General features: G+C 72.6%; 21 protein-coding genes. 11 read left to right on the top strand and 10 right to left on the bottom strand.

Features of this window, described 5'->3' with window-relative positions; translation table 11 throughout:
* Position 1: 1 nt before the first annotated feature.
* Both BMX74_RS25380 and BMX74_RS25375 read right to left on the bottom strand, forming a co-directional pair.
* Positions 2 to 916 carry an electron transfer flavoprotein subunit alpha/FixB family protein gene (locus BMX74_RS25380; protein WP_055502094.1) on the bottom strand — a complete coding sequence of 305 codons (915 nt, stop codon included), beginning with the start codon at positions 914 to 916 and terminating at the stop codon, positions 2 to 4.
* The gene (locus BMX74_RS25375; RefSeq protein ID WP_143078760.1) at positions 909 to 1667 is read right to left on the bottom strand and encodes an electron transfer flavoprotein subunit beta/FixA family protein; all 759 of its coding nucleotides are present in this window, start codon (positions 1665 to 1667) and stop codon (positions 909 to 911) included. The genes BMX74_RS25380 and BMX74_RS25375 overlap by 8 nt, the downstream gene beginning before the upstream one ends.
* Positions 1668 to 1813: 146 nt before the next feature.
* Here BMX74_RS25375 and BMX74_RS25370 point away from each other — a divergent pair, with 146 nt between their 5' ends.
* The 5 genes from BMX74_RS25370 (at position 1814) to BMX74_RS25350 (ending at position 8231) form a co-directional block, all read left to right on the top strand.
* Entirely contained in the window at positions 1814 to 2971 is a 1158-nt protein-coding gene (locus BMX74_RS25370) for an NAD(P)/FAD-dependent oxidoreductase (protein ID WP_055502092.1), read from the top strand.
* A gap of 112 nt (positions 2972 to 3083) precedes the next feature.
* Positions 3084 to 4694 (top strand): ABC transporter substrate-binding protein, encoded by a 1611-nt coding sequence (locus tag BMX74_RS25365; protein WP_177227511.1) that lies wholly within the window; start codon positions 3084 to 3086, stop codon positions 4692 to 4694.
* Positions 4691 to 5644, top strand: coding sequence for an ABC transporter permease (locus tag BMX74_RS25360; RefSeq protein WP_055502090.1), 954 nt, complete (start codon positions 4691 to 4693; stop codon positions 5642 to 5644). Before BMX74_RS25365 ends, BMX74_RS25360 begins: the two co-directional genes overlap by 4 nt.
* Positions 5641 to 6459, top strand: coding sequence for an ABC transporter permease (locus tag BMX74_RS25355; RefSeq protein ID WP_063791965.1), 819 nt, complete (start codon positions 5641 to 5643; stop codon positions 6457 to 6459). Before BMX74_RS25360 ends, BMX74_RS25355 begins: the two co-directional genes overlap by 4 nt.
* Positions 6456 to 8231 (top strand): ABC transporter ATP-binding protein, encoded by a 1776-nt coding sequence (locus BMX74_RS25350; RefSeq protein ID WP_055502089.1) that lies wholly within the window; start codon positions 6456 to 6458, stop codon positions 8229 to 8231. The genes BMX74_RS25355 and BMX74_RS25350 overlap by 4 nt, the downstream gene beginning before the upstream one ends.
* Positions 8232 to 8247: 16 nt before the next feature.
* Here BMX74_RS25350 and BMX74_RS25345 read toward each other — a convergent pair whose 3' ends face one another.
* From BMX74_RS25345 to BMX74_RS25335, 3 genes are all read right to left on the bottom strand, one after another.
* A complete protein-coding gene (locus BMX74_RS25345) occupies positions 8248 to 9483 on the bottom strand; it encodes a PucR family transcriptional regulator (RefSeq protein WP_091103231.1) in 1236 nt (411 codons plus the stop codon).
* A 13-nt stretch (positions 9484 to 9496) separates the two neighbouring features.
* Complete coding sequence (locus tag BMX74_RS25340) at positions 9497 to 10744, bottom strand: metal-dependent hydrolase family protein (RefSeq protein WP_091103229.1); 1248 nt, start codon at positions 10742 to 10744, stop codon at positions 9497 to 9499.
* Positions 10745 to 10877: 133 nt separating this feature from the next.
* Positions 10878 to 11474, bottom strand: a complete 597-nt coding sequence (locus BMX74_RS25335) for a TetR/AcrR family transcriptional regulator (RefSeq protein WP_055502086.1) — start codon at positions 11472 to 11474, stop codon at positions 10878 to 10880.
* A 115-nt stretch (positions 11475 to 11589) separates the two neighbouring features.
* Between BMX74_RS25335 and BMX74_RS25330 the strand changes: the two genes are divergently transcribed.
* Together BMX74_RS25330 and BMX74_RS25325 are read left to right on the top strand one after the other, a co-directional pair.
* Positions 11590 to 12621: a hypothetical protein gene (locus BMX74_RS25330; RefSeq protein ID WP_091103228.1), complete on the top strand. Its 1032-nt coding sequence runs from the start codon at positions 11590 to 11592 to the stop codon at positions 12619 to 12621.
* Positions 12618 to 14180: an FAD-dependent oxidoreductase gene (locus BMX74_RS25325; RefSeq protein WP_091103226.1), complete on the top strand. Its 1563-nt coding sequence runs from the start codon at positions 12618 to 12620 to the stop codon at positions 14178 to 14180. Before BMX74_RS25330 ends, BMX74_RS25325 begins: the two co-directional genes overlap by 4 nt.
* Before the next feature lie 35 nt (positions 14181 to 14215).
* On the opposite strand, the gene BMX74_RS25320 is transcribed toward BMX74_RS25325, so the two are convergent.
* From BMX74_RS25320 to BMX74_RS25305, 4 genes are all read right to left on the bottom strand, one after another.
* Positions 14216 to 15661, bottom strand: a complete 1446-nt coding sequence (locus BMX74_RS25320) for an MFS transporter (protein ID WP_091103223.1) — start codon at positions 15659 to 15661, stop codon at positions 14216 to 14218.
* Between the two features lie 79 nt (positions 15662 to 15740).
* Positions 15741 to 16226: a MarR family winged helix-turn-helix transcriptional regulator gene (locus BMX74_RS25315; protein WP_055502082.1), complete on the bottom strand. Its 486-nt coding sequence runs from the start codon at positions 16224 to 16226 to the stop codon at positions 15741 to 15743.
* Between the two features lie 32 nt (positions 16227 to 16258).
* Entirely contained in the window at positions 16259 to 16936 is a 678-nt protein-coding gene (locus BMX74_RS25310; protein WP_177227510.1) for a CAP family protein, read from the bottom strand.
* A 199-nt stretch (positions 16937 to 17135) separates the two neighbouring features.
* Positions 17136 to 17603 (bottom strand): NUDIX domain-containing protein, encoded by a 468-nt coding sequence (locus BMX74_RS25305; protein ID WP_091103220.1) that lies wholly within the window; start codon positions 17601 to 17603, stop codon positions 17136 to 17138.
* Positions 17604 to 17916: 313 nt separating this feature from the next.
* Between BMX74_RS25305 and BMX74_RS25300 the strand changes: the two genes are divergently transcribed.
* Genes BMX74_RS25300 through BMX74_RS25290 form a run of 3 tightly spaced genes read left to right on the top strand, consistent with a single transcriptional unit; the run spans position 17917 to position 21664 of the window.
* Positions 17917 to 19059: an ROK family transcriptional regulator gene (locus BMX74_RS25300; RefSeq protein WP_256257256.1), complete on the top strand. Its 1143-nt coding sequence runs from the start codon at positions 17917 to 17919 to the stop codon at positions 19057 to 19059.
* A complete protein-coding gene (locus BMX74_RS25295) occupies positions 19037 to 20215 on the top strand; it encodes an alanine racemase (protein WP_091103219.1) in 1179 nt (392 codons plus the stop codon). The genes BMX74_RS25300 and BMX74_RS25295 overlap by 23 nt, the downstream gene beginning before the upstream one ends.
* Before the next feature lie 27 nt (positions 20216 to 20242).
* A complete protein-coding gene (locus BMX74_RS25290) occupies positions 20243 to 21664 on the top strand; it encodes an APC family permease (protein ID WP_218154043.1) in 1422 nt (473 codons plus the stop codon).
* A 283-nt stretch (positions 21665 to 21947) separates the two neighbouring features.
* Here BMX74_RS25290 and BMX74_RS25285 read toward each other — a convergent pair whose 3' ends face one another.
* Entirely contained in the window at positions 21948 to 22349 is a 402-nt protein-coding gene (locus BMX74_RS25285; protein WP_218154042.1) for a DoxX family protein, read from the bottom strand.
* Positions 22350 to 22422: 73 nt separating this feature from the next.
* Here BMX74_RS25285 and BMX74_RS25280 point away from each other — a divergent pair, with 73 nt between their 5' ends.
* Positions 22423 to 23022 (top strand): TetR/AcrR family transcriptional regulator, encoded by a 600-nt coding sequence (locus tag BMX74_RS25280; RefSeq protein WP_218154041.1) that lies wholly within the window; start codon positions 22423 to 22425, stop codon positions 23020 to 23022.
* Positions 23023 to 23027 lie beyond the last annotated feature (5 nt).

Raw genomic sequence — 23027 nt, 5'->3', positions numbered from 1 at the left:
GCTATCTCCCCTCTTCCAGCCGTCGCAGCAGTTCGTCGGCGACCGCGCCCGCGTCGGCGACGATCACCAGGTCGGCCAGCCGGGAGATCGGCGCGTCGGGGTCGGTGTTGACGGCGACGACCCGTTTGCTCGCCCGCATGCCGGCCAGGTGCTGCACCGCGCCCGAGATCCCGAACGCCAGGTAGAGATCCGGCGCGACCGTCGCGCCTGTCTGCCCCACCTGGTGGGAGAAGGGAAGCCAGCCGCTGTCCACGGCGGCGCGGGAGGCGCCGAGCGCGGCGCCGGTCACGTCGGCGAGCCGCTGGTAGCGGCCGAGCTGGTCCCGTCCTCCGATCCCGCGTCCCACGCTCACGACCACGCGCGCTCCGGCCAGTCGCGACGCGCCGCCCGCCGCCGGGTCGAGCGGCACGATCTCCAGGGCGGAGGGCCCTGAGGACAGCGCCGAGCGCTCCACGACCGGACGCCCCGGCTCCACCTCCACCGGCAGTGGCCTGGCCAGGACGATCACGGGCTGTCCCGGGGGTACGCGCTGGGTGAGGCGGTGGCTGCCGCCCATGACGGCGCGCTCGACCTCGATCCCGCCGTCGGGCGTACGGCGGAGCGCGTCCACCTGCCACACCAGCGGCAGGTCCGCGGTGGCGGAGAGCCATCCCGCCAGGTCCCTGCCCGGCTGCGTCGAATCCAGGAGCACCGCGCCCGCGCCGGCGACCAGGGCGGCCACCCCGGGGCCGACGGCGGCCGGGTCCTGCCCGGCCAGCCCGGGCGCGAGGACGACGCGGCCGGCGGGCAGCCCCGCCGCGTCTCCCGCGTCGCCGAGCAGGACGGCGCGGGTGGGCGTACCCGGCTGCACGACGCCGAGCAGGCGGCGGGCGGTGGCCACGTCGGAGGCCACCACGGTCACCTCGGGCTCAGGCATCGCTGCCCGCCCCGGACAGGAGGGCGACCAGGCTGTCCACGCCGTCGTCGAACCCGAGGACGGTGGGAGTCCTCCGGGACGCGGGCGCGGCTGTCACACCGGTGTCCACGGCGTTGGCGGCGGCGGGCCGTACTCCCACATCCGCGGAGGAAAGGGTCACGATTCCGGCGGAGCGGACGGCCATGATCTCGCGGAGGGTCGGGACGCGCGGCTCGATGGCGCCCTCGACGAAGGACACGACGGCGGGTAGCGGTGCCGCCGCGCGCTCGGGCCCGCTCCCGAGGTCCCTGGTCACGGTCAGGGACGTGCCGTCCACCGTGGCCAGGCCCGCTCTGCTCAGCAGCGGCCAGCCGAGCGACCCGGCGACCGCGCCCGGCACCGCGCCGGACGAGCCGTCCGCGCTCTCGTATCCGCAGGCGACCAGGCCCGCGCCCACCCGGCCGGCGACGGCGGCGATCACCCGGGCGGTGGTGCGTACGTCGGCCCCTTCGAAGGCGTGGTCGCTGACCAGGATCGCCTCGTCGGCGCCCAGCGCGAGCGTGCGGCGCAGCGCGTCGGCGGCGCCCGCGGGCCCCAGCGTCATCGCGACGACGCGTGCCGCCAGGCCGGACTCGCGCGCCCGGCGGGCCCACTCCAGCGGGGTCTCGTGCAGGCTGTCGAGCCTGCGTGGCACTCCCTGCCTGGTGAGGCGGCCCTCTTTGACCCGGAGGTGGATCGACACGTCCTTGACGGGAACGAGGATCGTCAGCATGCCGGTCACGGTAGGCGGCGAGTCGCCCGCACTTCGCCCGACATGTGATGAGAAATTTGACGATCCTGCGCGACATCGGTCGCGCGACACCCCGCCCACCCGATCTCTAGCGTCGAGCCAGGAAACCAACCGGTGAGGGGGTCGACATGGCGGCGTACGACGTCGCGATCATCGGGGCGGGCGTGCACGGCGCCAGCGCCGCGATGCACGTGGCCGCGCGGGGAGCCAGGGTGGTCGTGCTGGAACGCGCCACCCCCGCGTCGGGACCGACCGGGCAGTCCAGCGCGGTCGTGCGGGGATACTACGTCAACGAGTTCCTCGCCCGGCTCACCCGCGACTCGATCGACCTGTTCCACGGCTTCACCGACTGGACGCACGGCGGCCAGGCGGGATTCGTGACGACCGGCGCGCTCTTCCTGCACGCGGAGGAGGACGGCCCGCAGATGCGCCGCACGGTCGAGCGCCTCGACGCGCAGGGCATCAGGACGGAGCTGATACCCGCCTCCGGCGTGGCGGCGGACTTCCCGGGCTTCGACCTGGCGGGGATCGGCTGGGGCGCGTGGGAGCCGGACGCCGGCCACGCCGACCCCGTCGGCACCACGCTCGGCATGCTGGAGCGCGCCAGGCAACTGGGAGCCCAGGTGCGCAGCGACTGCCCGGTGGTGGCCGTCGAACCGAGCGGGAAGGCCGTGCGCCTGCGGACCGCGGGAGGCGAGCACGTGACCGCCGAGAGGGTGCTGCTGGCCGCAGGACCGTGGACCGGCGAGCTGCTGGCACGCGTCGGCGTGGTGCTGCCGCTGCACGCCGAGCGGCACATCGTCGCCACGTTCGGCTGGGGCGGCGCGGAGCCCCTGCCCTACGTGTGGGCCTCGATACCGGACGGGATCTACGCCAAGCCGGAGCACGCCGGCCAGTTCCTGGTCGGCACGCTGTGGGAGGAGCCCGCGGCCGATCCGGACCGCTACGAGAGCGAGCTGTGGCCGGAGGAGCATCTGCGCGTCGTGGAGCCGGCGGTGCGCCGCGTGCCGCGACTGGCCGAGGCCACGGCGACCTCGGGCTACGCCGCGCTCTACGACGTGGCCCCCGACTGGCAGCCGGTGATCGGCGAGGTCGCCGACCGGGTGACGATCGTCGCAGGGACCGCCGGGCACGGCTTCAAATGGGCGCCGGCGCTCGGCGCGCACGTGGCCGATCTCCTCACCGGCGAGCCCGGCGATCCCGCCCTGGAGCAGTTCTCTCCCGCCCGTTTCGCCCGGGGGAGCCTGCTCGGCGGCGGCTACGGAAAGGCCCGGATCCTCGGCTGAGCGGCGCGACATGTGTCGCCTGGGACGGCCGCACGACCCGACATCCGTCGCTCGTCCGGCCACCCGTCCAGCTTCTACGTTCTCCCCAAGTGCCACCGGCCCGGAGCGAGCCATGAACCAACGATCCAGACGTCTCCTGCTTGTCGCCACGCTGTCGACCTTGCTGCCCGCCACGGCCTGCGGGAGCGGACCAGCCGCTTCCTCCGGCCCCGCCGCGGCGGCCGGCGAGGTCGCCAAGGTGACGTGGGCCATCGACAGCGGCCCGCGCAGCCTCGATCCCGCCCACGCCTACGACGGCAAATCCGCCCTCGTCTACCAGCAGATCTACGACTCGCTGCTCTACCTGGACGCCGCCGGACGGCTCGTCCCCGGGCTGGCCACCTCGTGGAGCCGGCCGGATCCGCTGACCTACGTGTACCGGATCCGCACCGACGCGAGGTTCTGGGACGGCAGGCCCGTCACCGCGCAGGACGCCGCGTTCTCCCTGCACAGGCACACGGACAAGGGCGTCGCCAGCGAGTTCGCCACCTACTTCGGCGCGGTGCGCAGCGTCACGGCCACCGCCGCCGACACGGTGACGGTGAAGCTCAGCAGGCCCGACCCGTACTTCCGGTACGTCCCCGCGCTGGCCGGCCAGGTCATGCAGCAGGCCTACGCCACCGCCCACCCCGAGAACCTCGGCACGCCGCAGGGACGCACCATGGGCAGCGGCCCGTACCGGGTGGAGTCCTTCTCGCCCGCGACCGGAGCGGTCCTGGTGCGCAACCCGTCCTGGTGGGGCGCCAGGCCCGCGGTGGCCCGGCTGGAGTTCAAGGTGGTCAGCGACCCCGAGACGCTCAGGCTGGCCGTGCAGTCGGGGTCGGTCGACGGCACCTTCCTGTCCGACCCCTCGCAGTCGCGGCGCTGGCGTGACGGCGACAGGCTCAAGGTGCAGTGGGTGCCCTCGCCGCAGACGGTCTACCTCTCCTTCGACGTCACCTCGGCGCCCTTCGACGACGTGCACGTACGCAGAGCCGTCTCGCTGTCCGTCGATCGCGGCGGGCTCACCGCGGCGCTCTTCGGCGGGAAGGCACGCGTCTCCAGGAGCATCACGCCCCCGGAGAGCTGGGGCGAGCTGGCGTCCGCCGATCAGGTGCGCTCCGTCTACGACGGGCTGCCCGACCCGCGCCACGACCCGGCCGAGGCCAAGGCCGAGCTGGCACGCTCCAGCCACCCGCGGGGCTTCCAGGTGACGGTGCCCTACCCCGCGTCCATGAAGTGGCTGGGTGACGTCCTGCAGAGCCTGCAGCAGAACCTCAAGCCGCTCGGCATCACGCTGACGCCGCAGCAGGTCCCCTTCCAGGAGTACCTGGCCAAGCTGTACGGTCACCGGCAGCTCGGCATGCAGATCATCCCCTACACCCCCGAGTACCCCGACCCGGCCGGCATCCCCGCCCTCGTGCTCGGCGACGAGCAGGCCAAGAGCGGGTTCAACACCTCCGGCTTCACCACGCCCGAGATCGAGCGACTCCTCAGCCGGCAGCGCACCGCGGACCGGGACGAGCGGGTCGAAGGGGTCAAGCGCCTCATGTCGATCCTGGCCGAGCAGCAGCCGTACGCCCCGCTCTTCTACACCGACATCGGCCTGGCGCTGAACCGCAGGCTCGTCTTCGACGGCGCCTACACCATCTGGTGCAACTTCTCCCAGCAGTGGGCGCCTCTGATCAAGCCGGCGGCCCGATGAGACCGGCGCTCCGCCTGCTCGCCCGGCGCCTGCCCGTCTCGGCGCTGCTGCTGCTGGCCGTCTCGCTGGCCGTCTTCGGCCTGCTCGCGCTCAGCCCGGGATCCACCGAGCGAGCGCTGCTCGGCCCCCGTCCCGCCACCGCGGAGGCACTGGACGCCATCCGCCACAGGTACCACCTGGACCAGCCCTTCCTGGTGCAGTACGGCCACTGGCTCGGCGGCGTCCTCCGCGGGGACATGGGCGTCTCCGTCCAGACCGGCGAACCCGTCGCCGCGAGGATCGCCGAGAGGCTGTCCATCACGCTGGAGCTGGGGCTCTACGCGACGCTGCTCATCGTGCTGCTCGGCGTGCCCCTGGGGCTGCTGGCCGCCGCCCGCCGTGACGGGGCGGCGGACCACGCCGTCTCCGCGGGAGCGGTGCTGGCCGTCAGCGCGCCCAGCTTCGCCGTCGGCGTCCTGCTGCTCTACGTCTTCGGCGTACGGCTCGGCTGGTTCCCCGTCTTCGGCGCGGGGGAGGAGGGCTGGGACCGCGTCCGCCACCTCACCCTGCCCGCCGTGGCGCTCGCCCTGTCGCAGATCGCGCTCGTCACCCGGCAGACCAGGGCCGCGGCCATCGACGTGGTCTCGCGCGACCACCTGACCTTCGCACGGGCGCGCGGGCTGCCGGGCCGGGTCATCTGGCGGCGGTACGCGCTGCGGAACACCGCGGTGCCCGTCACCACCTCGGTCGGGCTGGTGCTCGCCTACGCGATGACCGGCGCAGTGCTGGTAGAGGTGACGTTCTCGCTGCCCGGCGTCGGCGCGCTCGTCATGGAGTCGGTCTCCAACAAGGACGTGCCCGTGGTCCAGGGCGTCGCGCTGAGCGCGGCGGCCGCCGTCATCGCCGTCAACCTGCTGGTCGACCTCGCCTACCTGGCGCTCGACCCGCGGCTGCGCCAGGCGGCGTCGTGAGGGCCCGCGCCGGTGATCTCGCCGCTGCGGCCTCCCTGGTGACGGTGGGCGTCTTCGCCGTCCTCATCGTGGCGGGCGGCAGGCTCGCGCCCGCGGACCCGCAGCGGGGAGACCTCGCCGCGTCCGCGCTGGGCCCGGGGGCCGGGCATCCGCTGGGCACCGACGAACTCGGCCGCGACATCCTGTCCCGGCTGCTGGCCGGCACCCAGGACGCGATCGTCGGCCCGCTGGCGGTCGCGCTCGCGACCACGCTCATCGCGACCGCGCTCGGCCTGCTCGCCGGCTACCGCGGCGGCTGGGCGGACGCGGTCGTGATGCGGTGCGCCGACTTCGCCCACTCGCTGCCGGTGGGCCTCCTCACCATCGTGGTGGTGGGCGTGATCGGAGGCGGGTACCCGATGGCCCTGGTCACGCTGACCGTGCTCGCGATCCCGGCGGACACGCGGGTGGTGCGGGGCGTGGTGCTCGCCCAGCGCGGCCTGCCCTACCTGGAGGCCGCCCAGGTGCTCGGCCTGCGCAGGACGCGGATCGCGATCGTGCACCTGCTGCCGAACGTGGCGCCGACGGTCGTCGCCAACTGCCTGCTGACCTTCGTCTACGCGCTGGTGTCGCTGTCGGCGCTGTCCTTCCTCGGCCTCGGATCGCCGGCCGGATCGCCGGACTGGGGCCGCATGCTCTTCGAGAACAGGACGCTCTTGGACCTCAACCCCTGGGCGAGCATCACGCCCGCGCTGCTGATCGTGCTCGCCGCGGTGAGCATGACCGTCCTCGGTGACCGGCTGCTCGACCGGGCCCTCGACAGGAGCCGGACATGACCCCGCTCCTGGAAGCTCACGACCTGCGGGTCTCGACCTCGGCGGGGCGGATCGTCGTGGACGGCGTCGACCTCGCCGTCGAGCCCGGCGAATGCGTCGCGCTGGTCGGCGAGTCCGGCAGCGGCAAGTCGCTCACCGCCAGGGCGCTGACCGCGCTCCTGCCTCCCGGCCTCACCGCCACCGGCCGCGTCCGTTTCGAGGGGAGGGAGATCCAGCTCGACCCCCGGCGACGCCCGAGGGCGCTGCGCGGCGGCGGCATCGGGCTGCTGCTGCAGGACCCCTTCACGATGCTCAACCCCACCGCCCGCATCCGGGTCCACCTGGAGGAGACCCGGCGCGCCCACGGTCACGGCCGCCCCGACCGGGCCGAGATCGCCGAACGGCTGGCCGAGGTCGGCATCACCGACGCGCGCGTCGCCGACCGCTACCCCTTCGAGCTGTCCGGGGGGCTGCGGCAGCGGGTCGCCCTGGCGGCCTGCCTGGCCGCGGGCCCGCGGCTGCTGGTGGCCGACGAGCCGACCACCGCGCTGGACGCCACCACCCAGCGGGGGGTGCTGGCCCTCCTCCGGCGCATCCAGCGGGCGCGTGGCATGGGGCTGCTGCTCATCACCCACGACCTGCGGGTCGCCTTCTCCTTCGCGGACAAGCTGCTCGTGATGTACGCGGGGTCGATCGTGGAATCCGGCCCGCCCGCCGCGGTGCGCGCGGCTCCCGCTCACCCCTACACGGCCGCGCTGTTCGCCGCGGAACCCCCGCTCGACCACCGCAGCAGCACGCTCGCCGCCCTCCCCGGCGGTGTCCCGTCCGCCTCGGCCGTCGCCGGCAGGTGCGCCTTCGCCGACCGCTGCGCCTGGCGGGAACCACGGTGCACGGCGAGCCGCCCCCTGCCCGTCGCCCGCGCCGCCGGGCAGCTGTCCGCCTGCCACCGGGCGGGCGAGATCCCGCTGGGGCCGCCCGCCCGCTCCGGCGGCGAAAGCCCCGCCCGTGCCGGGCGCCGCGAGAGCCTGCTGGTGGTCTCCGGACTGACCAAGTCGTTCCCCCTCCCCGGCCGGGGGCAGGGCGGCGTACAGGCACTGCGCGGCGTGGACCTGCGCGTTCACGAAGGCGAGAGCCTGGCCGTGGTGGGCGGTTCCGGGTCGGGCAAGACCACCCTGGCGCGCTGCGTCCTTGGCCTGGAACGGCCGGACGGCGGCGACGTCGAGATCGCCGGTAGGCCCCTGTTCCCGAGGCGTCCCGGCGTCCCCGTGCACCGGCTCGTGCAGTGCGTCTTCCAGGACCCCTACTCCTCGCTCAACCCCCGGCACTCCATCGGCTTCACCCTCAAAGAGGCGCTGCGCCAGGGGGAATCCACCGAGAGCGTGGAGGAGCTCCTCGCGCGGGTCGGCCTGCCCGCGCAGCACGCGGCCAAGCGCCCCGGCGACCTGTCCGGCGGCCAGCGTCAGCGCGTGGCGATCGCGCGGGCCATCGCCGTACGGCCCCGCCTGCTCATCTGCGACGAACCGGTCGCGGCGCTCGACGTGTCCGTCCAGGCCCAGATCCTCGAGGTGTTCCGGTCGCTGCAGGCCGGCGGCCAGAGCCTCCTGTTCATCAGCCACGACCTGGCCGTGGTGCGGCAGGTCGCCGACACCGTGACCGTCCTGCACCGGGGAGAGGTCGTGGAGTCAGGGGACACCGCGACGGTCCTCGACCGGGCCGGCCACCCCTACACGCGGAGCCTGCTCGCGGCCGTGCCCACGGGCGATCCCCGCTGGCTGGAGGAGACCTCGGCCTGACGCGTGCCCGCCACCGCTAGCGGTGGCGGCCGGTGAGGCGGGCCAGCTTGAGCCCCAGGTGGACGACCAGGCGGTCGTCACCGTTGCGCAGGTCGACACCGGCCAGCTCCTCGAAGCGGCGCAGCCGGTGGTAGAGGGACGCGCGGTGGATGCGCAGTCGCTCCGCCGTCGTCTTGGCCTCGCCGGCGTTGTCCAGGTAGGCCTCGACGGTGGCGACCATGGTCCGGACCTGCGGGTCCTCGTCGGCGAGCAGCGAGGTCAGCCCGCGATGGAGCCCCACCTGCCGCAGCCGGTCGCGGGGGATCTCGGCCAGCAGGCCGTAGACGCCGAGGTCCTCGGTGCGCACGACGGTCCCGAGCGTGCGGACGAAGCGGGCCACGTCCACGGCCCGCTGCGCCTGCTGGTAGCAGTCGAGCAGCGTCACCAGGGAGCCCTGCAGCACGCCGATGCCCACCCACACCCGCTCGTCCGGGTCGTGCCGGTTCGCCCCGAGCTCCGCGAGGTAGTGCTTGCGCAGGATCTCACCCACGTCGGGGAGCCGGCGGCTCGGCCAGGCCGTGCCGCCGGGCGCCACGATCAGCACACCGTGATCGGGACGCACGAGGTGCAGCGAGTGACGCGCGGGGAACTCGCGGCGGGTCCGCTGCAGGGCCAGCTCCATGGCGGCTCTGCGGTGGTCCGGCAGCGCCTCGGGCCGGGGGCCCGCCATGACCATCACGGTCGCCTCGCCGCCGCAGAACAGATCGTTGTCGATCAGCTCGGACGCCGCGAACTCGCGCACGGGACCGTCGTGGCTGAACAGGTCACGGACCAGTTCACGCTCCCGGCTGCGGGCGATCTCCTCCAGGAAGCTCTCGCGGAACAGGACGTCGCCGGCCTCCAGCGCGGCATCGCCCGCGACCTCCGCCAGCCGGTCGTCCGGCGGCTCGGTGAGCAGGATCCACAGGAAGCCGAGCAGGGTCCTGCGGTGCCGGATCGGCACGCACAGCCGCTCGATCGTGAGCCCCAGCTCCAGGTGCAAGGGCAGGAAGAACGGCTCGTCCGACCCCTTCCGCATGTGCCGGTAGACCCAGTCCACCAGCTCGTCGGGAACCCGCCGCTGCAGGATCGACTGCTCCCTGGCACGATCCACCGTCGTGTGGTGGGCGCTGTAGGCGAGCAGCCGCAGGCGGGGGTCATCGACGGCGACCGAACGCTGCAAGCGCTCTGCCAGGCCGTCCACGAGGCGCTGCAGGTCCCACACCACGTCCATGAGTTTAAGTGACCTATATCATGTGATCCAAGATGCCCGAAACGGTCTTTCCGGCCCGCATGACGAGCCTGATCCGGTCCGGGTCGCCGAAGATCTCCGGGTCCTCCAGGGGTGAGCCGTCCAGCGCCACGAGGTCGGCGACCTTGCCCGGCTCGATCGTCCCGACCTGTTCGGCCAGGCCCAGAATCTGCGCGTTGACCCGGGTCGCGGACTCCAGCGCGGCCATCGGGCCCATCAGGGCCGACTTCAGGACCAGTTCCGCGCCGCGCCGCGCCTGGCCGGGCCCGATCAGGTCCGAGCCGGACCCGATCGCCACCCCCTCCGCCATCGCGACCAGGACCGCCTGCTCCATCCCCTCCAGCACCACGCGGGCCCGGCCGGCCATCTCCGGCGGGAGCCCCACCGCCGCCGGAGAGGTGATGAGCTGGTGCGCGACCGACAGCGTCGGCACCAGGCTCGCCCCGCTGCGCCGCATGGCGGCGGCCGTCTCCTCGTCGAGCCTGCTGCCGTGCTCCACGCACAGGGCGCCCGCCTCCAGCGCGTTGCGGATGCCGGCGTTGTTGTGCGCGTGCACGGTGACGTAGGTGTTGCGCGCCCTGGCTTCCGCGACCGCCACCGCGATCTCCTCGACGGAGAGCTGGGTGTGGTCCAGCTCGTCGCCGTTGGCCAGGACGGCGCCGGTCACCATCAGCTTGAGGAAGTCCGCCCCCCGGCGGAAGGCTTCGCGGGCCGCGCGGCGCATCGCGTCCGGCCCGTCGGCCAGCAGGCTCAAGCCCAGCAGGCCCGGCAGGTCACGCGCCTCCCAGGCGGTCACCGGTTCCCAGCCCGGCGCGTAGTGCCCGCCGCCTCCCGTCTGGGACAGGATCGGCCCGCTGGTGAGCACTCTGGGCCCGAGAACGGCGCCCGACGCTATCGCGCGGACCACCCCCACGTCGATGCCGCCCACGTCGCGGACCGTGGTGAAGCCCTCTCGGAGGGCGCGTCCGGCGGTGGTGAAGATCGCGGCGGCGATCTCCGCCGCCGACACCTGCCCCGCGGCGAGGGCGTCCATGTCGCTGGACAGCCCGAAGTGGGAGTGCGCGTCGATCAACCCGGGGATGAGCGTCGTGCCGGTCAGGTCGACGACCTCCGCTTCTCGCGGAGCCTCCCGGGCCAGCCCGCGGATCCGTCCACCCTCGACGACGACGACCCTGCCATGTCTCGGACCGGCTCCCGTACCGTCGACCACCGTCGCGCCCGCGAGCGCCAAGACCGCCTCCATGGCCCGCCTTCCATGTCCTTGCCGCGAGTACCCACGGGACAGGTTCCACGGTCACCGGCGCCCGGCACCAGGGACATCTGTCGCACCAACACCCCGCGCCACGCGACACAGGTCGCACGACCGGCGCGGGAGATCAGCTCGGGGCCGGGCCGCGGCGTCGCACCAGCGGCAGGTACACCTCGTCGACGATCTCGACGAGGACGTCGTCGGGTGCGGTAGGGACCCCACGCACGACGAACTCGTTGCGCAACAGGACGATGGCCACGGTCGCGACCCGTGGATGGAGCGCTTCGGGGGCCGCTTCGCCGCGCGCCACCGCGCGCCCCAGGATGGTCAGCCAGGGGGCGGCCGCGGCGTTGCCGGACTGGTCCTGCAACTGCGCGAGGAGTTCCGACGCGCCGCCGGCCGCGGCGAACAGCTCGCGCAGGATCGCCCCGAGCGGGGAGCTCCAGAGCCGGTTGGCCTGGCGCAGCAGCTCCAGGGCGTCGCCGCGCAGGCTGCCGGTGTCCGGGGGCGGGACGGTCGTGGCCAGCTGCCGATAGGCGGCGACGCCGAGCGCCAGCCGGTTCGGCCAGCGCCGGTAGATGGCGTTCTTGTTCGTGCCGGCGCGTGCGGCGACCTTGTCCATGGTCAGCCCGGCGTATCCGGACTCGGTGAGTTCGTCCACGGCGGCGTGCAGGATCGCCTCCTCCAGGGCGGCTCCGCGCCGCCGCGTCGGGTTCCCCGCCATGGCCCCTCCCGGAAGCGGTACCGGTCGTACCTTCTCATTGTGGTTGCCGGCGCGCGCAGCCCGCAACTAGGGTACGGTCAGTACCGTAAATTCCGCATGGGAGAAGGAACAGGGCGTGCGTGCCAAAGGCATCAGCTATGACACCGGCTTCGTCAAGAACGGAACGACCTCCCGCAAGCGCTTCGACCCGGAGACGGTCCGGCGCGAACTGCGCATCATCCGCGACGACCTGCGCTGCACCGCCGTCCGCGTCATGGGCGGTGACCCGGAACGGATCGAGCTGGCGGCGACGTACGCCGCCGACCTGGGCCTGGAGGTCTGGTTCTCCCCCTACCCGCTCGAACTGACCAGCGAGGAGATGCTGAGGCTGTTCGCGGACTGCGCCGAACGCGCGGAGCGGCTGAGGCGGCGCGGAGCCGAGGTGGTGTTCGTCACCGGCGCGGAGCTGAGCCTGATGAACCGCGGGTTCCTGCCCGGTGAGAGCACCGACGAGCGGGTCGCGCTGCTGACCCAGCCGCATCTCGTACGCGAGCGGATCGGCGAGGCCGGCGCACGCGTCAACGAGTTCCTCGGCAAGGCCGTGGCGCTCGTCCGCGAGCGCTTCGGCGGCAGGGTGACCTACGCCTCCGTGCCGCTCGAGCGCGTCGACTGGGCGCCCTTCGACATCATGTCCGTGGACCTCTACCGGTCGGCCGAGATCGCCGACCGGTTCGCCGAAGGCGTCCACGGCCTGGTCGCCCAGGGCAAGCCGGTCGCGATCACCGAATTCGGGGCCGCCTGTTACCAGGGCGCCGGCGACAGGGGCGCTCTCGGCCTGGAGATCGTCGAGTACGACGAGAACGGCCCCGTCCGCCTGAAGGGCGAGTACGCCCGGGACGAGGCCGGCCAGGCCACGTACATCCGTGAGCTGCTGGAGGCGTTCGAAGCCGGCGGCGTCGACAGCGCCTTCGTGTTCACCTTCGCGCTGTACGACCATGTGCACCGCCCCGACGGCGACCCCCGCCAGGACCTGGATCTGGCCAGCTACGGCATCGTCAAGGTCTACGAGGACCGCCTCGGCGCCACCTACCCCGACATGCCCTGGGAGCCCAAGGCCGCCTTCGCCGCCCTCGCCGGCCACCGCCCGCACCAGAAGGAGAACGCGTGATCACCGATGTCGTCATCGCCGGCGGCGGCCCGAACGGGCTGATGCTGGCCTGCGAACTGAGCCTGGCAGGGGTCCGGCCGGTGGTGCTGGAGCGGCTGCCGGAGCCGAGCCAGGAAGCCAAGGCGAACGGGCTGCTGGGCCAGGTCGTGGCCATGCTCGACCGCCGGGGCCTGCACGAACGCCTCAGCGGCAGCCCAGAACCGCCGCAGCCGAACTCCGCGTACTTCATGTTCGGCGCGATGGGCCTGGACCTGAGCCTGCTGGAGGACAGCCCCGTCCATGCCCTGCCGGTGCCGCAACGACGCATCGTGCAGGTCCTGCACGAACGCGCCGTCGAACTGGGCGTGGAGATCCGCCGGGGACACGAGGTCGTCGGACTGTCGCAGGACGACGACCTGGTCACCGTCGACGTCGCGAGTCCCGGCGGGGCGTACCGGCTGCGGGCCAGGTACCTCGTCGGCGCCGACGGAGCGCACAGCGCCACCCGCAAGCTCTCCGGCATCGGGTTCCCCGGCGTCACCTACGACCGGATGACCGTCCGCTCGGCGCACGCGACGGTCCCGGCGGGCTGGGCCGATCCCGCGACCGGCGCGCTGAACGTGCCCGGCCACGGCGCCGTCCTGCCGTTCCTGCCGCACCGCACCGAGCGCGGCGGGTTCTCGTACGCGCCGATGCCCGGCCACCCGCCGCTGGTCAGCACCACCGAGTGGGACCAGACCGAGACCGGCGCCCCCATGAGCCTGGACGAGCTGCGGACGAGCATCCGCCGGGTGCTCGGCGTCGACGTGCCGCTCGGCGCTCCCGGCGGCGAAGGGCCGCACGTGCTACGCCGGCTGACCGGCGGCAACACCCGGGTGGCCGAACGGTTCTCCGACCGCCGGGTGTTCCTGATCGGCGACGCCGCCCACGTCTACGCCGCCACGGGGGGAGGGCCGGGGCTCAACCTCGGCCTGCAGGACGCGGTCAACCTCGGCTGGAAACTCGCCGCCGTGCTCCGCGGCGGCGCCCCGCCCGCGCTGCTGGACAGCTACGAGACGGAGCGGCGGCGAGCCGCCCACCGCATGGTGATGAACGCGCAGGCGCAGGCGGCCCTGATAGCGCCCGGCGGCGACGTCGCCGGGCTGCGCGAACTGTTCACCGAACTGCTTCGTGACCGGAGCGCCGTGCAGCGCCTCGCCGGGCTCGTCGCAGGGGCCGACGTCCGCTACGACATGGGCGGGACGCAGGCGCACCCGCTGGTCGGCCGGTTCGCCCCCGACATGGAACTGGACACCCCGGCCGGGCCGGTCCGGCTGGCCGAGCTGACCAGAACCGCCCGCCCCCTGCTGCTCGACCTGACCGAAGACGCCTCGCTGACGCAGGCGCTCGCCCTGCGGGGCGACCACGTCGACACCGTCACCGCGCGCCCCCAGGCCTCGGCGCCCACCGCGCTGCTCCTCCGGCCGGACTGCTATGTGGCCTGGGCGTCCGCGTCACCCCGACCGGACGCCGCGGAGACGGAGGAGCTCCGGGCCGCCCTGCACCGATGGTTCGGCGTCATCGAACCCGTTCTCACCTGAGAGGGCTCCTGATCAAGGGCGGTGGAGAGGGGCGGTCAGGCGGCCGGGTCGAGCCGGGCCGCGGGCCGGGCGGCGGCGTCCTGCTCGGGCTGGCGCAGCAGGAGGAACGCGAGGGTGAAGGCGGCCACGAGCAGCGCTGCGGCGGTGGCGAAGGCCAGGTGGTAGCCACCGGTCAGCGCGGCCGCCTGGCCCTGGCCCTCGGCCAGCAACCGCTCGGTGCGGGTGGCGGCCAGAGTGGACAGGACCGCGACGCCGAAGGCCATGCCGATCTGCTGGGTGGTGTTGAACAGCCCGGAGGCCAGGCCCGCGTCATCGGCTCTGGCGCCGGACATGCCGAGCGAGGTCAGTGCCGGGAGCACCAGGCCGCCGCCCGCGATGAGCAGCATCACCGGGAGCAGATCGGTCACGTAGTCGGCGCGCACCGGTACGCGGGTCAGCCAGCCCATCGCCGCCAGCAGCAGTGCCAGGCCTGCCAGCAGGACGGCCCGCTCCCCGAAGCGGGTGTTGAGCCGGGCCGAGACGAACAGGGACACCCCGCCGATGGCCAGCGCCGCGGGCAGCATCGCCAGGCCGGTCTCCAGCGCGCCGTAGCCGAGGACCTTCTGCATGTACAGCGCGACGAGGATCTGGAAGGCGAACATGGCCGACAGCGTGAGGATCTGCACCAGGTTGGCGCCGGACACGTTGCGGGAGCTGAAGATCCGCAGCGGCATCAGCGGCGTCCGGGCGGTCGCCTGACGCCAGACGAACGCGGCCAGCAGGGCCAGCGACGCCGCGCCGAGGCCGAGGGTGTGGGCCGCGAGCCAGCCGTACTGCTCGACCTTGACCACGGTGTAGATGCCCAGCATCAGGCCGCCGGTGACCAGCACGGCACCGATGACGTCGGCCCCGCCGGAGAGTCCGGCCCCGCGGTCACCGGGCAGCGCCCGGATCGCCGCCGCGATCGTGGCCAGCCCGACGGGCAGGTTGATGAAGAAGATCCAGTGCCAGCTGAGCGCGTCGGTCAGGACCCCGCCCAGGACCTGGCCGATCGAGGCGCCGGCCGCGCCGGTGAAGCTGAAGACGCCGATCGCCTTGGCCCGCTCCTCGGCCCCGGTGAACAACGTCACCAGGATGCCCAGCGTGACGGCCGAAGCCATGGCGCTGCCGACGCCCTGCAGGAACCGGGCCGCGATCAGCACGCCCGGCCCGGTCGCCGCCGCGGCCAGGAACGACGCGGCGGTGAAGACCGCGTTCCCGGCGAGGAACACGACCTTGCGGCCGATCAGGTCGCCCAGGCGGCCGGCCAGCAGAAGCAGCCCGCCGAAGGCGAGCAGGTAGGCGTTGACGGTCCAGCTGAGCCCGGCGGGCGAGAAGCCCAGGTCTCGCTGGATGGCCGGCATCGCCACGGTGACGATGCTGCCGTCCAGGACGGTCATCAGCATCGCGGCCGACAGCACGGTGAGTGCCAGCGCGCGCGATCGGGGGGCGGTAGGTGACATGGCTGTTCTCCTGCTCCGTAGAGGGACAGGAGAGACCGTAGCAGATAGTTTTGTTGTAGACGATCTGTTGCGGATCTGTTCAGGCTCTCTGTCGCGCCCGCCGCACCGGTTGCGGCGCCTCGACAGGGGTCGCCAGATGCCCCGCGACCAGGCGGTTCATCGCCCGCAGCAGCACCTCCCGCTCATCCTCGGGGAGTGCGTCCAAGGCCGCCCTGTGCACGCCGTCGACGATCGCCTGGCTTCTCGCGGCCACCTCCGCGCCCTGCGGGGTGACCGCGATGATCCGGGCTCGCCGGTCCGTGCTGGACGGGCGACGCTCGGCCAGGCCCGCCTTCTCCAGGGCGTCGACGGTGACCACCATGGTGGTCTTGTCCATGTCGCCGAGCTCGGCGAGCTGGATCTGCGTGCGCTCCTCCTCCAGGGCGTGAACGAGCACGCAGTGCATGCGCGCGGTCAGCCCGATCTCGGCCAGCGCGGCCGCCATCCGGGTTCTCAGCACGTGACCGGCACGATCGAGCAGGAACGACAGGTCCGGTTCTGTGCGAGCGGGTGCCATGGCAGTCATCCCCGCAGTCTACCGATTGGTTCCATTCCGGATTATCTACTTCCTTCCGTTCCCCTGAACGGCGCGGTGCCGCGCCGAGGCACGTTGGACCGGAATTCCCCCGGCCTGTTGCCGGCCGGGCTGTAGTTGCACACGATGTACGTCTTGAGCCAGCCGGAATCCGTGACGGTGGCCCGGCCGCAACCCAACTGGGTCGAGGACTTCCACACCACCTGAGAGAAATGGCCTGCCTTGCGGGCGTTCTCGATGGTGTCGGGGGCGTCGTGGTCGTAGACCGAGATCTCCCCGTACCAGCCCTTCACGGCGTCGGCGCAGGAACCCACCCTGCCAGGCATGGCGGACCCGAAAGAGCTCATGTTCTCCCCGTACTGGCTGTCTCCCACGGCCTCCAGCCACCTGTCCAGCGCTGGGCTGACTCCGCGTCGTCTGTGCTCTGCCGGTGGGGAATGCTCGAAGCTCCGCGTCTCGACCAGTCGCTGGGCCCAGAGCTGCGCGACCTCGGCGATCTTCGGGGACGTCCGCAGCGGCGGCACGCCGTGCCAGGCGCGATAGGCGTTGTGCGCCTTGAGGCAGTCCTGCTGGAAGGCGTCATCGGCGGGGAGCCGCGACGGGACGGCGGGCGCCGACTCGGCGGGCCCGGCCACGGCGACGAGCATGGGCGCGGCCAGGGTGACAGGCAGGGTGACGGACAGGAGGGCGGATCCGAGCACGGGCGCTCCTTGGGGACGGAGGAGGACGTCGTTCACCTGAGCAGGTTGCCCGAGGGCCGGTCGTCGCGCCCCCAGATCCTGACCTGGAACGCCAGGACCGTGCATGCCTTCCGCCGGCCGCGCCACCGGAGGTCGCGCCATGGCGGGACCGGCGCCGGCGAGCATCGTCCTCACCGGCCTGGCCGGTCGCCGGCCCCGGCTACGAGGCGGCGGCCGTTCCGGTGCTCTGCTGGATCAGGAGCCTGTGCGACTCCTGCACCCCCTCGGGGAGGTCGTCCGGCGAGAACCACTTCGCCTCCAGGATCTCGACGGGGTCGATGGTGAGGGTGCCCCCGGTGAGTTCCGCCTCGTAGGCCACTTCCACCCGCAGCCGGTATCCGCTCCTGACCCGCAGGAGCCGCCCCACCCTGACGTCCAGGCCAGTCTCCTCGCGTACCTCCCGGACGACCGTGTCCTCGAATCGCTCGGATCTGTTCGCGTAGCCGGTCGGGCACCCCCACGGCCGCGACGGTGGCCACAGGCGGTGCCGCAGGAGCAGCACCCGCCCGTCGGCGGCGCGGACGACGCCCGTCACCCCGACCATGAACTTCGCGTGCCACAGCCACAGCAGCCGCCACTGCAGCGGGCCGCGGATGAGCCGCCACAGACGGGCGACGAGGTGTTCCAACGTGCTGCTCCCTTCGGGTCGTCCGTATGCCGCCTCGGCGTTCTCGTCCTCGACGGCCGACCTTCGGAAACCCTCAGGCCTCCGCGAGGATCGGTCAGCCGAATCGTAGGGCCAACCGCCCGCGAACGCCGCGCCGTTCGAGCTCGGCCGTGGCATCGACGCGGCGGCCTCCAGCACGGCGGCGCGACGGCCATGACGGCGTCGCGCAGTCAGAGACCGGCCGAATTCGGGACAGACCCTTGACCGGGATAGGAGCCGTCCAGTAGAAAGCTCTCACCTATTCGTCTCAGTCTGAAACTAATTGGAGGGCCGCGTGGAGAGCCGTGATGCGCGCCGGGTCAACCGCGCCGCAGTCCTGAGCGTTCTTCTCAGTGACGGCAGAGCGTCCAGGGTGGTAGTCGCCAAGCGCACCGGGCTCAGCAAGGCCACCGTCTCTCGGGTGGTGGAGGACCTGCTCGCCGAGAACCTGATCAAGGAGTCGGGGCCGCTTCCCACCGACGGTCCCGGCCGCCAGCCGCACGCGCTCGAACTCGCGGCGGACGCCGGCCTGGTCGCCGGAATCGACATGGGGGGCACCAGCACGCGGTTCCTCCTCGCCGACCTCACCGGCAGGCAGTTGGCCGGACACCGCGCCGCGACACCCAGAGGCGGCGACGCCAAGGAGGTGGCGGCCTTCCTCGCCGAGACGCTCGCCTCGCTCGCCGCCGGACACCCCGGCCGCATCACCCACACCACCGTGGGCCTGCCCGGAGCCGTCCACCCGGCCACCTGCGCGGTCAGGAGCGCCCCGAACCTTCCGCAGATCGAAGGCACCGCGTTCACCGAGGCCGTCGCCGCGTCCGTCCCCGGCGCGGTCGCCTTCGACAACGACACCAACTGCGCGCTGATCGGCGAGCTCCACGCCGGAGCGGCGCACGGCCGCCGCGACGCGGTGATGGTGACCATCGGCACCGGTCTCGGCGTCTCGGTCCAGCTGGACGGCAAGCCCCTGCCGGGCCGCACCGGCGCGGTCGGCGAGTTCGGCGCCCTGCCGTACGCCGACGGCACCCTGGAGGACGCGATCTCCGGCAAGGGCCTGACCGACAGGGCGCCGAGGGCGACCCCCGCCGAGATCCTCGCCGGCGACCTCCATCCCGGGCTGCGGGACAAGGCCAGGGGAGCCCTGGAGACGCTGCTGCGCCTGGTGACCGTCGCCTACGAACCCGAGGTGATCGTGCTGGGCGGCGGCGTGAGCTCGTCGATGCTCGCCTGGCACGCCGAACTGGAACGTTCCCTCACCGACCTCACGCCCGAACCGCCGTCCGTGGTGGCCTCCGCGCTGGGCGACCCCGCCGGCGCGGCAGGCGCCCTGGTCGCGGCGCTCGGCGCCGCCCACCGCGCGATCGGCGTGGACGTCCCCATCCCCACCGTACGGCTGACGCCGAAGGAGAGCCATGTTCCTGCGCAGGCTGGTTAGGACCAACCCGAGACTCGCCGAGGCGGCCGTCACGCTGCACCGGGAGGGCCGGCTGTCCGCCAACACCTACCTCATCGACCTCGACGGCCTGCGGGCCAACACCGAGATCACCGTCGAGGCCGCCCGCCGGCACGGCCTGGGCCTGTACGTCATGTCCAAGCAGTTCGGCCGGAACCCGGACGCGTTGCGCACCATCGCGTCGGCCGGCCTGGAGCGCGCCGTCTGCGTCGACCTGCAGGACATGGAGGCGGTCCAGCGGGCCGGAACGCGCGTCGGGCACGTCGGCCACCTCGTCCAGCCGCACCTGGGCGCCGAGGACGCGGTCGTCGCGGCCGGCCCGGAGGTCGTGACCGTCTTCACCGAGGAGACCGCGGCCAGGATCGGCTCCGCCGCCGCGCGCGCCGGTCGCGTCCAGCCGGTGCTGCTGCGCGTGCGCGGCCCCGAGGACCGCTACTACTTCGGACACGCGGGCGGCTTCCCGATCGGCGCCGTGGAGGAGGCGGCCGGGCGGGTGGAGGCCCTCGACGGCGTCACGGTCACCGGCGTCACGAACTTCCCGTGCATGCTCGCCTCCGCCGAGACGCGGACGATCGAACCGACCCGCAACTTCGCCACCCTGGTCGAGGCCGCCAAGCGGCTCCGCGCGGCCGGATTCACGATCACGCAGGTCAACGCCCCCGGCACCACCTCGTCCGGCACGTTCGAGCGGCAGGCCGCGTACGGCGCCACGCACGTCGAACCGGGCAACGGCCTGCACGGAACCACGCCGCTGCACGTCTTCGACGACACCCAGCCCGAGGTACCGGTCATCGTCTACGTGAGCGAGGTCTCCCACCTGGACGGCGGCGACGCCTACGTCTTCGCGGCCGGCTACTACATCGACAAGGTCCTGGGGGAGTACCGCCTCACCGCGCTGGTGGGGCCCGATCTGCGCGAGTACGAGGTCGAGACGGCGCCCGACGGAGCCATCCACTACTACTGCGCCATCAAGAACGCGCGGGGTGTGCGCCCCGGCGACACGGTCGTCTTCTGCTTCCGGCCGCAGGTCTTCGTGACCAGGGGCCGGACCAGGGCGGTCGCCGGAATCAGGTCGGGGGACCTGGATCTGCGGGGGAGCCACGACGCCGAAGGGCGTCCCATCCACGGCGTGGCCTGAAGCCGCGTCCTCTCACAGGAGGTCACCTTGGACTCCACTCCCCGCGGCCTGAAGAGCGGCGCGCTGAGCGCCGTCGGGGCCGCCGTCATCTCGATGGCCTTCATGGGGCCGGCCACCAGCGTGTTCTTCAACACCCCGCTGGCCGCGTCCGCCGCCGGGTACGCCCTGCCGCTGGCGATCCTGCTGGCGATGCTGGTCTGCCTGCTGGTGGCGTCGGTCATCGCGTCCTTCGCGCGCAAGCTCCCGACCGCCGGCTTCGCCTACACCTTCAACACCCACGGGCTCGGCCGCCGCGGCGGCTTCCTGTCCGGCTGGCTGCTGGTGCTCGCCTACGGCATGGTCGGCCCGATGCTGCTGGCCGCCATCGGCTCCTTCACCGCCGACTTCCTGGCCCAGTACCTCTCGCTCACCGTGCCGTGGTGGATCCTGACGATCGTCTTCTCGGCGATCATCTGGGGGATCAGCGCCCTCGGCGTCTCCCAGTCGGCCAAGACCGCACTGATCTTCCTGGTGCTCGAACTCGGCGTGCTGCTCGCGCTCTTCGGCGTCATCTTCGGCAAGGGCGGCGCCGACGGGCTCTCCCTGGCCCCGTTCGATCCGGCCGAGTCTGCGGGCGGGCTGGGCGGCCTGGGCAAGGGCATGCTCTGGGGCATCTTGATGTTCATCGGCTTCGAGTCGGCCGGAACCCTCGGCGAGGAGGCCCGATCGGCCCGCCGGGCCATCCCCATCGCCCTGTTCACCGCGGTGCTCGCCATCGGCGCCTTCTACTCGCTCTCCGGGTACGCCGCCTCGATCGGCTTCGGCAGGTCGGGCGCGCAGGCGCTGGCCGCCGACCCGGCGCCGTGGAACACGCTCATGGACAAGTTCTGGGGGGTCGGCTGGCTGCTCGCGCTGACCGTGCTCAACAGCCAGTTCGCCAACCTGATCTCGGGCGTCACCGCGATGGTCAGGGTCGTCTTCGCGATGGGCCGTGAAGGGTTCTTCCCGCGCCGCCTCGGCACCGTCGACCACCGGCACGTCCCCCAGGCCGCGATCGCCGCCTACATGCTCTTCGCGACGGCCTTCGCGCTCGTCGCGGGCGTCTGGATCGGCCCCCTCGGCGTGTACGGTTTCGCGGGCACGATCGTGGGCGTCGCCATGGTCGTCATCTACATCCTGATGTCGATCGCGTTGATCCGCTTCTACCGCGGTGAGCACCGCGCGGAGTTCTCCGCGCTGAAGCACGGGGTGATCCCCGCGGTCGCCGCGCTGCTGCTCCTGCTGCCGATCTACGGACAACTGGTGCCCCTGCCCGACGGCCCGAACCGGATCGCGCTGTTCCTCATCGTCGCCTGGGTGCTCGGCGGCGTCGCCTATCTGGTCCGGATCGAGCGGGACCGTCCCGAACTCCTCACCGCGATGGGGCGGGTCTGGGCGGAGGAACCCGATCTGGCCGGAAGCAAGCCATAGATCACCACGGCTGGCACCGGACACGACCGGTGCCAGCCGTTCCAGGGGTGACGGTAAGAAATGTGTCATGAGCCCCGAACGAGCATGATCGCCGTTCGTCGCGGTCCTCGCCGTGGTGGTCGCCCTGCAGGCGGCCGATGTGGGGTATCGGAGGGAGGGCGAGCAGCAACCGATTGACTGGCCCGAATGGCTCCAGCCGCCACCCCGACGTCCCCTGGGCTGAACTGGGCGTTCAGTCCATGCGGCCCAAGCGACGAAGCGGTGCTGTCACCGCGCTCCTCGCTCAGGAAGTCGCGAGCGACAAGGCCATGGTGGTTCCGGTGACCACGGCCAGCACCACGGGCGCCACGGCGTGGGAGCGGTGGCGCCGGTGCGCGAAGTCGCGGGCGCGGAGATGGAATCCCACTGCGCCGATCAACAGCAGCGTGAGACCGGCGGCGGCCGCGACGGCGAGCGGCTTGAACCAGAGGCCGGCCGCGAGCCCGAGCGCGCCGGCGATCTCCAGGGTGCCGATCGAGCGGGTCATCGTCGAGCCGACGCCGAGCCTGAGCAGGTTGGCCGTCACGGGATCCCGTAACAGGACCTTCTGGGCGCCGGCGAGCAGGAAGACGAGAGCGACCAGAGCGCTCAGGGCGCTGGCGGCAAACGACATGGTGCGACCTTTCACAGTAAACAGAACGAACATTCGTTTTCTATGAGAGGGGCGGCGAAGTTGTCAAGTACGAATGTTCGTTCTACGTTGTGATCCCATGGCACGCATGCCCAAGGAGCACCTCGAAGCCCGCCGCCGCCAGATCCTGGACGCCGCCCGGCGCTGCTTCATCCGCAACGGCTTCCATGCCACGTCCATGCAGGACGTGCTGACCGAGGCCGAGTTGTCGGCCGGGGCCGTCTACCGCTACTTCAAGAGCAAGGACGACATCATCGCGGCGACCGCCGCCGAGGCTCTGGCCGAGGTCGCGTCGGCGTTCGAGGCGGAGGGCGACGCGCGGCCGCCGGATCTGGACGACATCGTCGATCTCGTGCTGGGGGTCGAGCGCCCGCCGCTGTCCGGATCGCAGGAGTCGGCCCAACTGCTGGTCCAGGTCTGGTCGGAGGCTCTGCGATCGCCGTCGCTGGGCACGAAACTGAAGGAGGTCATGGCCGAGGCTCGCGGCGTGGTCGGCGGCCTCGTGGCGCGGCATCAACAGCGCGGACTGCTTCCCGCCGACGTCCCGGCCGAGCATGTGGCCGATGTCCTGATGGCTCTGGTCGACGGGTTCCTGGTGCGCCGCGCGGTGTACGGCCACGCGGATTCGGCGACCTTCAGGAGCGGCATGCGAGCCCTGATGTCGGCGCCCGCGCAAGCCGCCCGATAGGGAAG

This window comes from Nonomuraea pusilla (genome assembly GCF_900109355.1).
Lineage (GTDB): Bacteria > Actinomycetota > Actinomycetes > Streptosporangiales > Streptosporangiaceae > Nonomuraea > Nonomuraea pusilla.
The sequence above is the reverse complement of the archived record's forward strand: the minus strand, read 5'-3'. Positions and strand labels throughout refer to the sequence as shown.

Coding starts and splice junctions, on each gene's coding strand:
- BMX74_RS25380 (WP_055502094.1), bottom strand. CDS start 916: ATGCCTGAGCCCGAGGTGACCGTGGTGGCCTCCGACGTGGCCACCGCC.
- BMX74_RS25375 (WP_143078760.1), bottom strand. CDS start 1,667: ATGCTGACGATCCTCGTTCCCGTCAAGGACGTGTCGATCCACCTCCGG.
- BMX74_RS25370 (WP_055502092.1), top strand. CDS start 1,814: ATGGCGGCGTACGACGTCGCGATCATCGGGGCGGGCGTGCACGGCGCC.
- BMX74_RS25365 (WP_177227511.1), top strand. CDS start 3,084: ATGAACCAACGATCCAGACGTCTCCTGCTTGTCGCCACGCTGTCGACC.
- BMX74_RS25360 (WP_055502090.1), top strand. CDS start 4,691: ATGAGACCGGCGCTCCGCCTGCTCGCCCGGCGCCTGCCCGTCTCGGCG.
- BMX74_RS25350 (WP_055502089.1), top strand. CDS start 6,456: ATGACCCCGCTCCTGGAAGCTCACGACCTGCGGGTCTCGACCTCGGCG.
- BMX74_RS25345 (WP_091103231.1), bottom strand. CDS start 9,483: ATGGACGTGGTGTGGGACCTGCAGCGCCTCGTGGACGGCCTGGCAGAG.
- BMX74_RS25340 (WP_091103229.1), bottom strand. CDS start 10,744: ATGGAGGCGGTCTTGGCGCTCGCGGGCGCGACGGTGGTCGACGGTACG.
- BMX74_RS25335 (WP_055502086.1), bottom strand. CDS start 11,474: ATGGCGGGGAACCCGACGCGGCGGCGCGGAGCCGCCCTGGAGGAGGCG.
- BMX74_RS25320 (WP_091103223.1), bottom strand. CDS start 15,661: ATGTCACCTACCGCCCCCCGATCGCGCGCGCTGGCACTCACCGTGCTG.
- BMX74_RS25315 (WP_055502082.1), bottom strand. CDS start 16,226: ATGACTGCCATGGCACCCGCTCGCACAGAACCGGACCTGTCGTTCCTG.
- BMX74_RS25295 (WP_091103219.1), top strand. CDS start 19,037: ATGTTCCTGCGCAGGCTGGTTAGGACCAACCCGAGACTCGCCGAGGCG.
- BMX74_RS25285 (WP_218154042.1), bottom strand. CDS start 22,349: ATGTTCGTTCTGTTTACTGTGAAAGGTCGCACCATGTCGTTTGCCGCC.
- BMX74_RS25280 (WP_218154041.1), top strand. CDS start 22,423: ATGCCCAAGGAGCACCTCGAAGCCCGCCGCCGCCAGATCCTGGACGCC.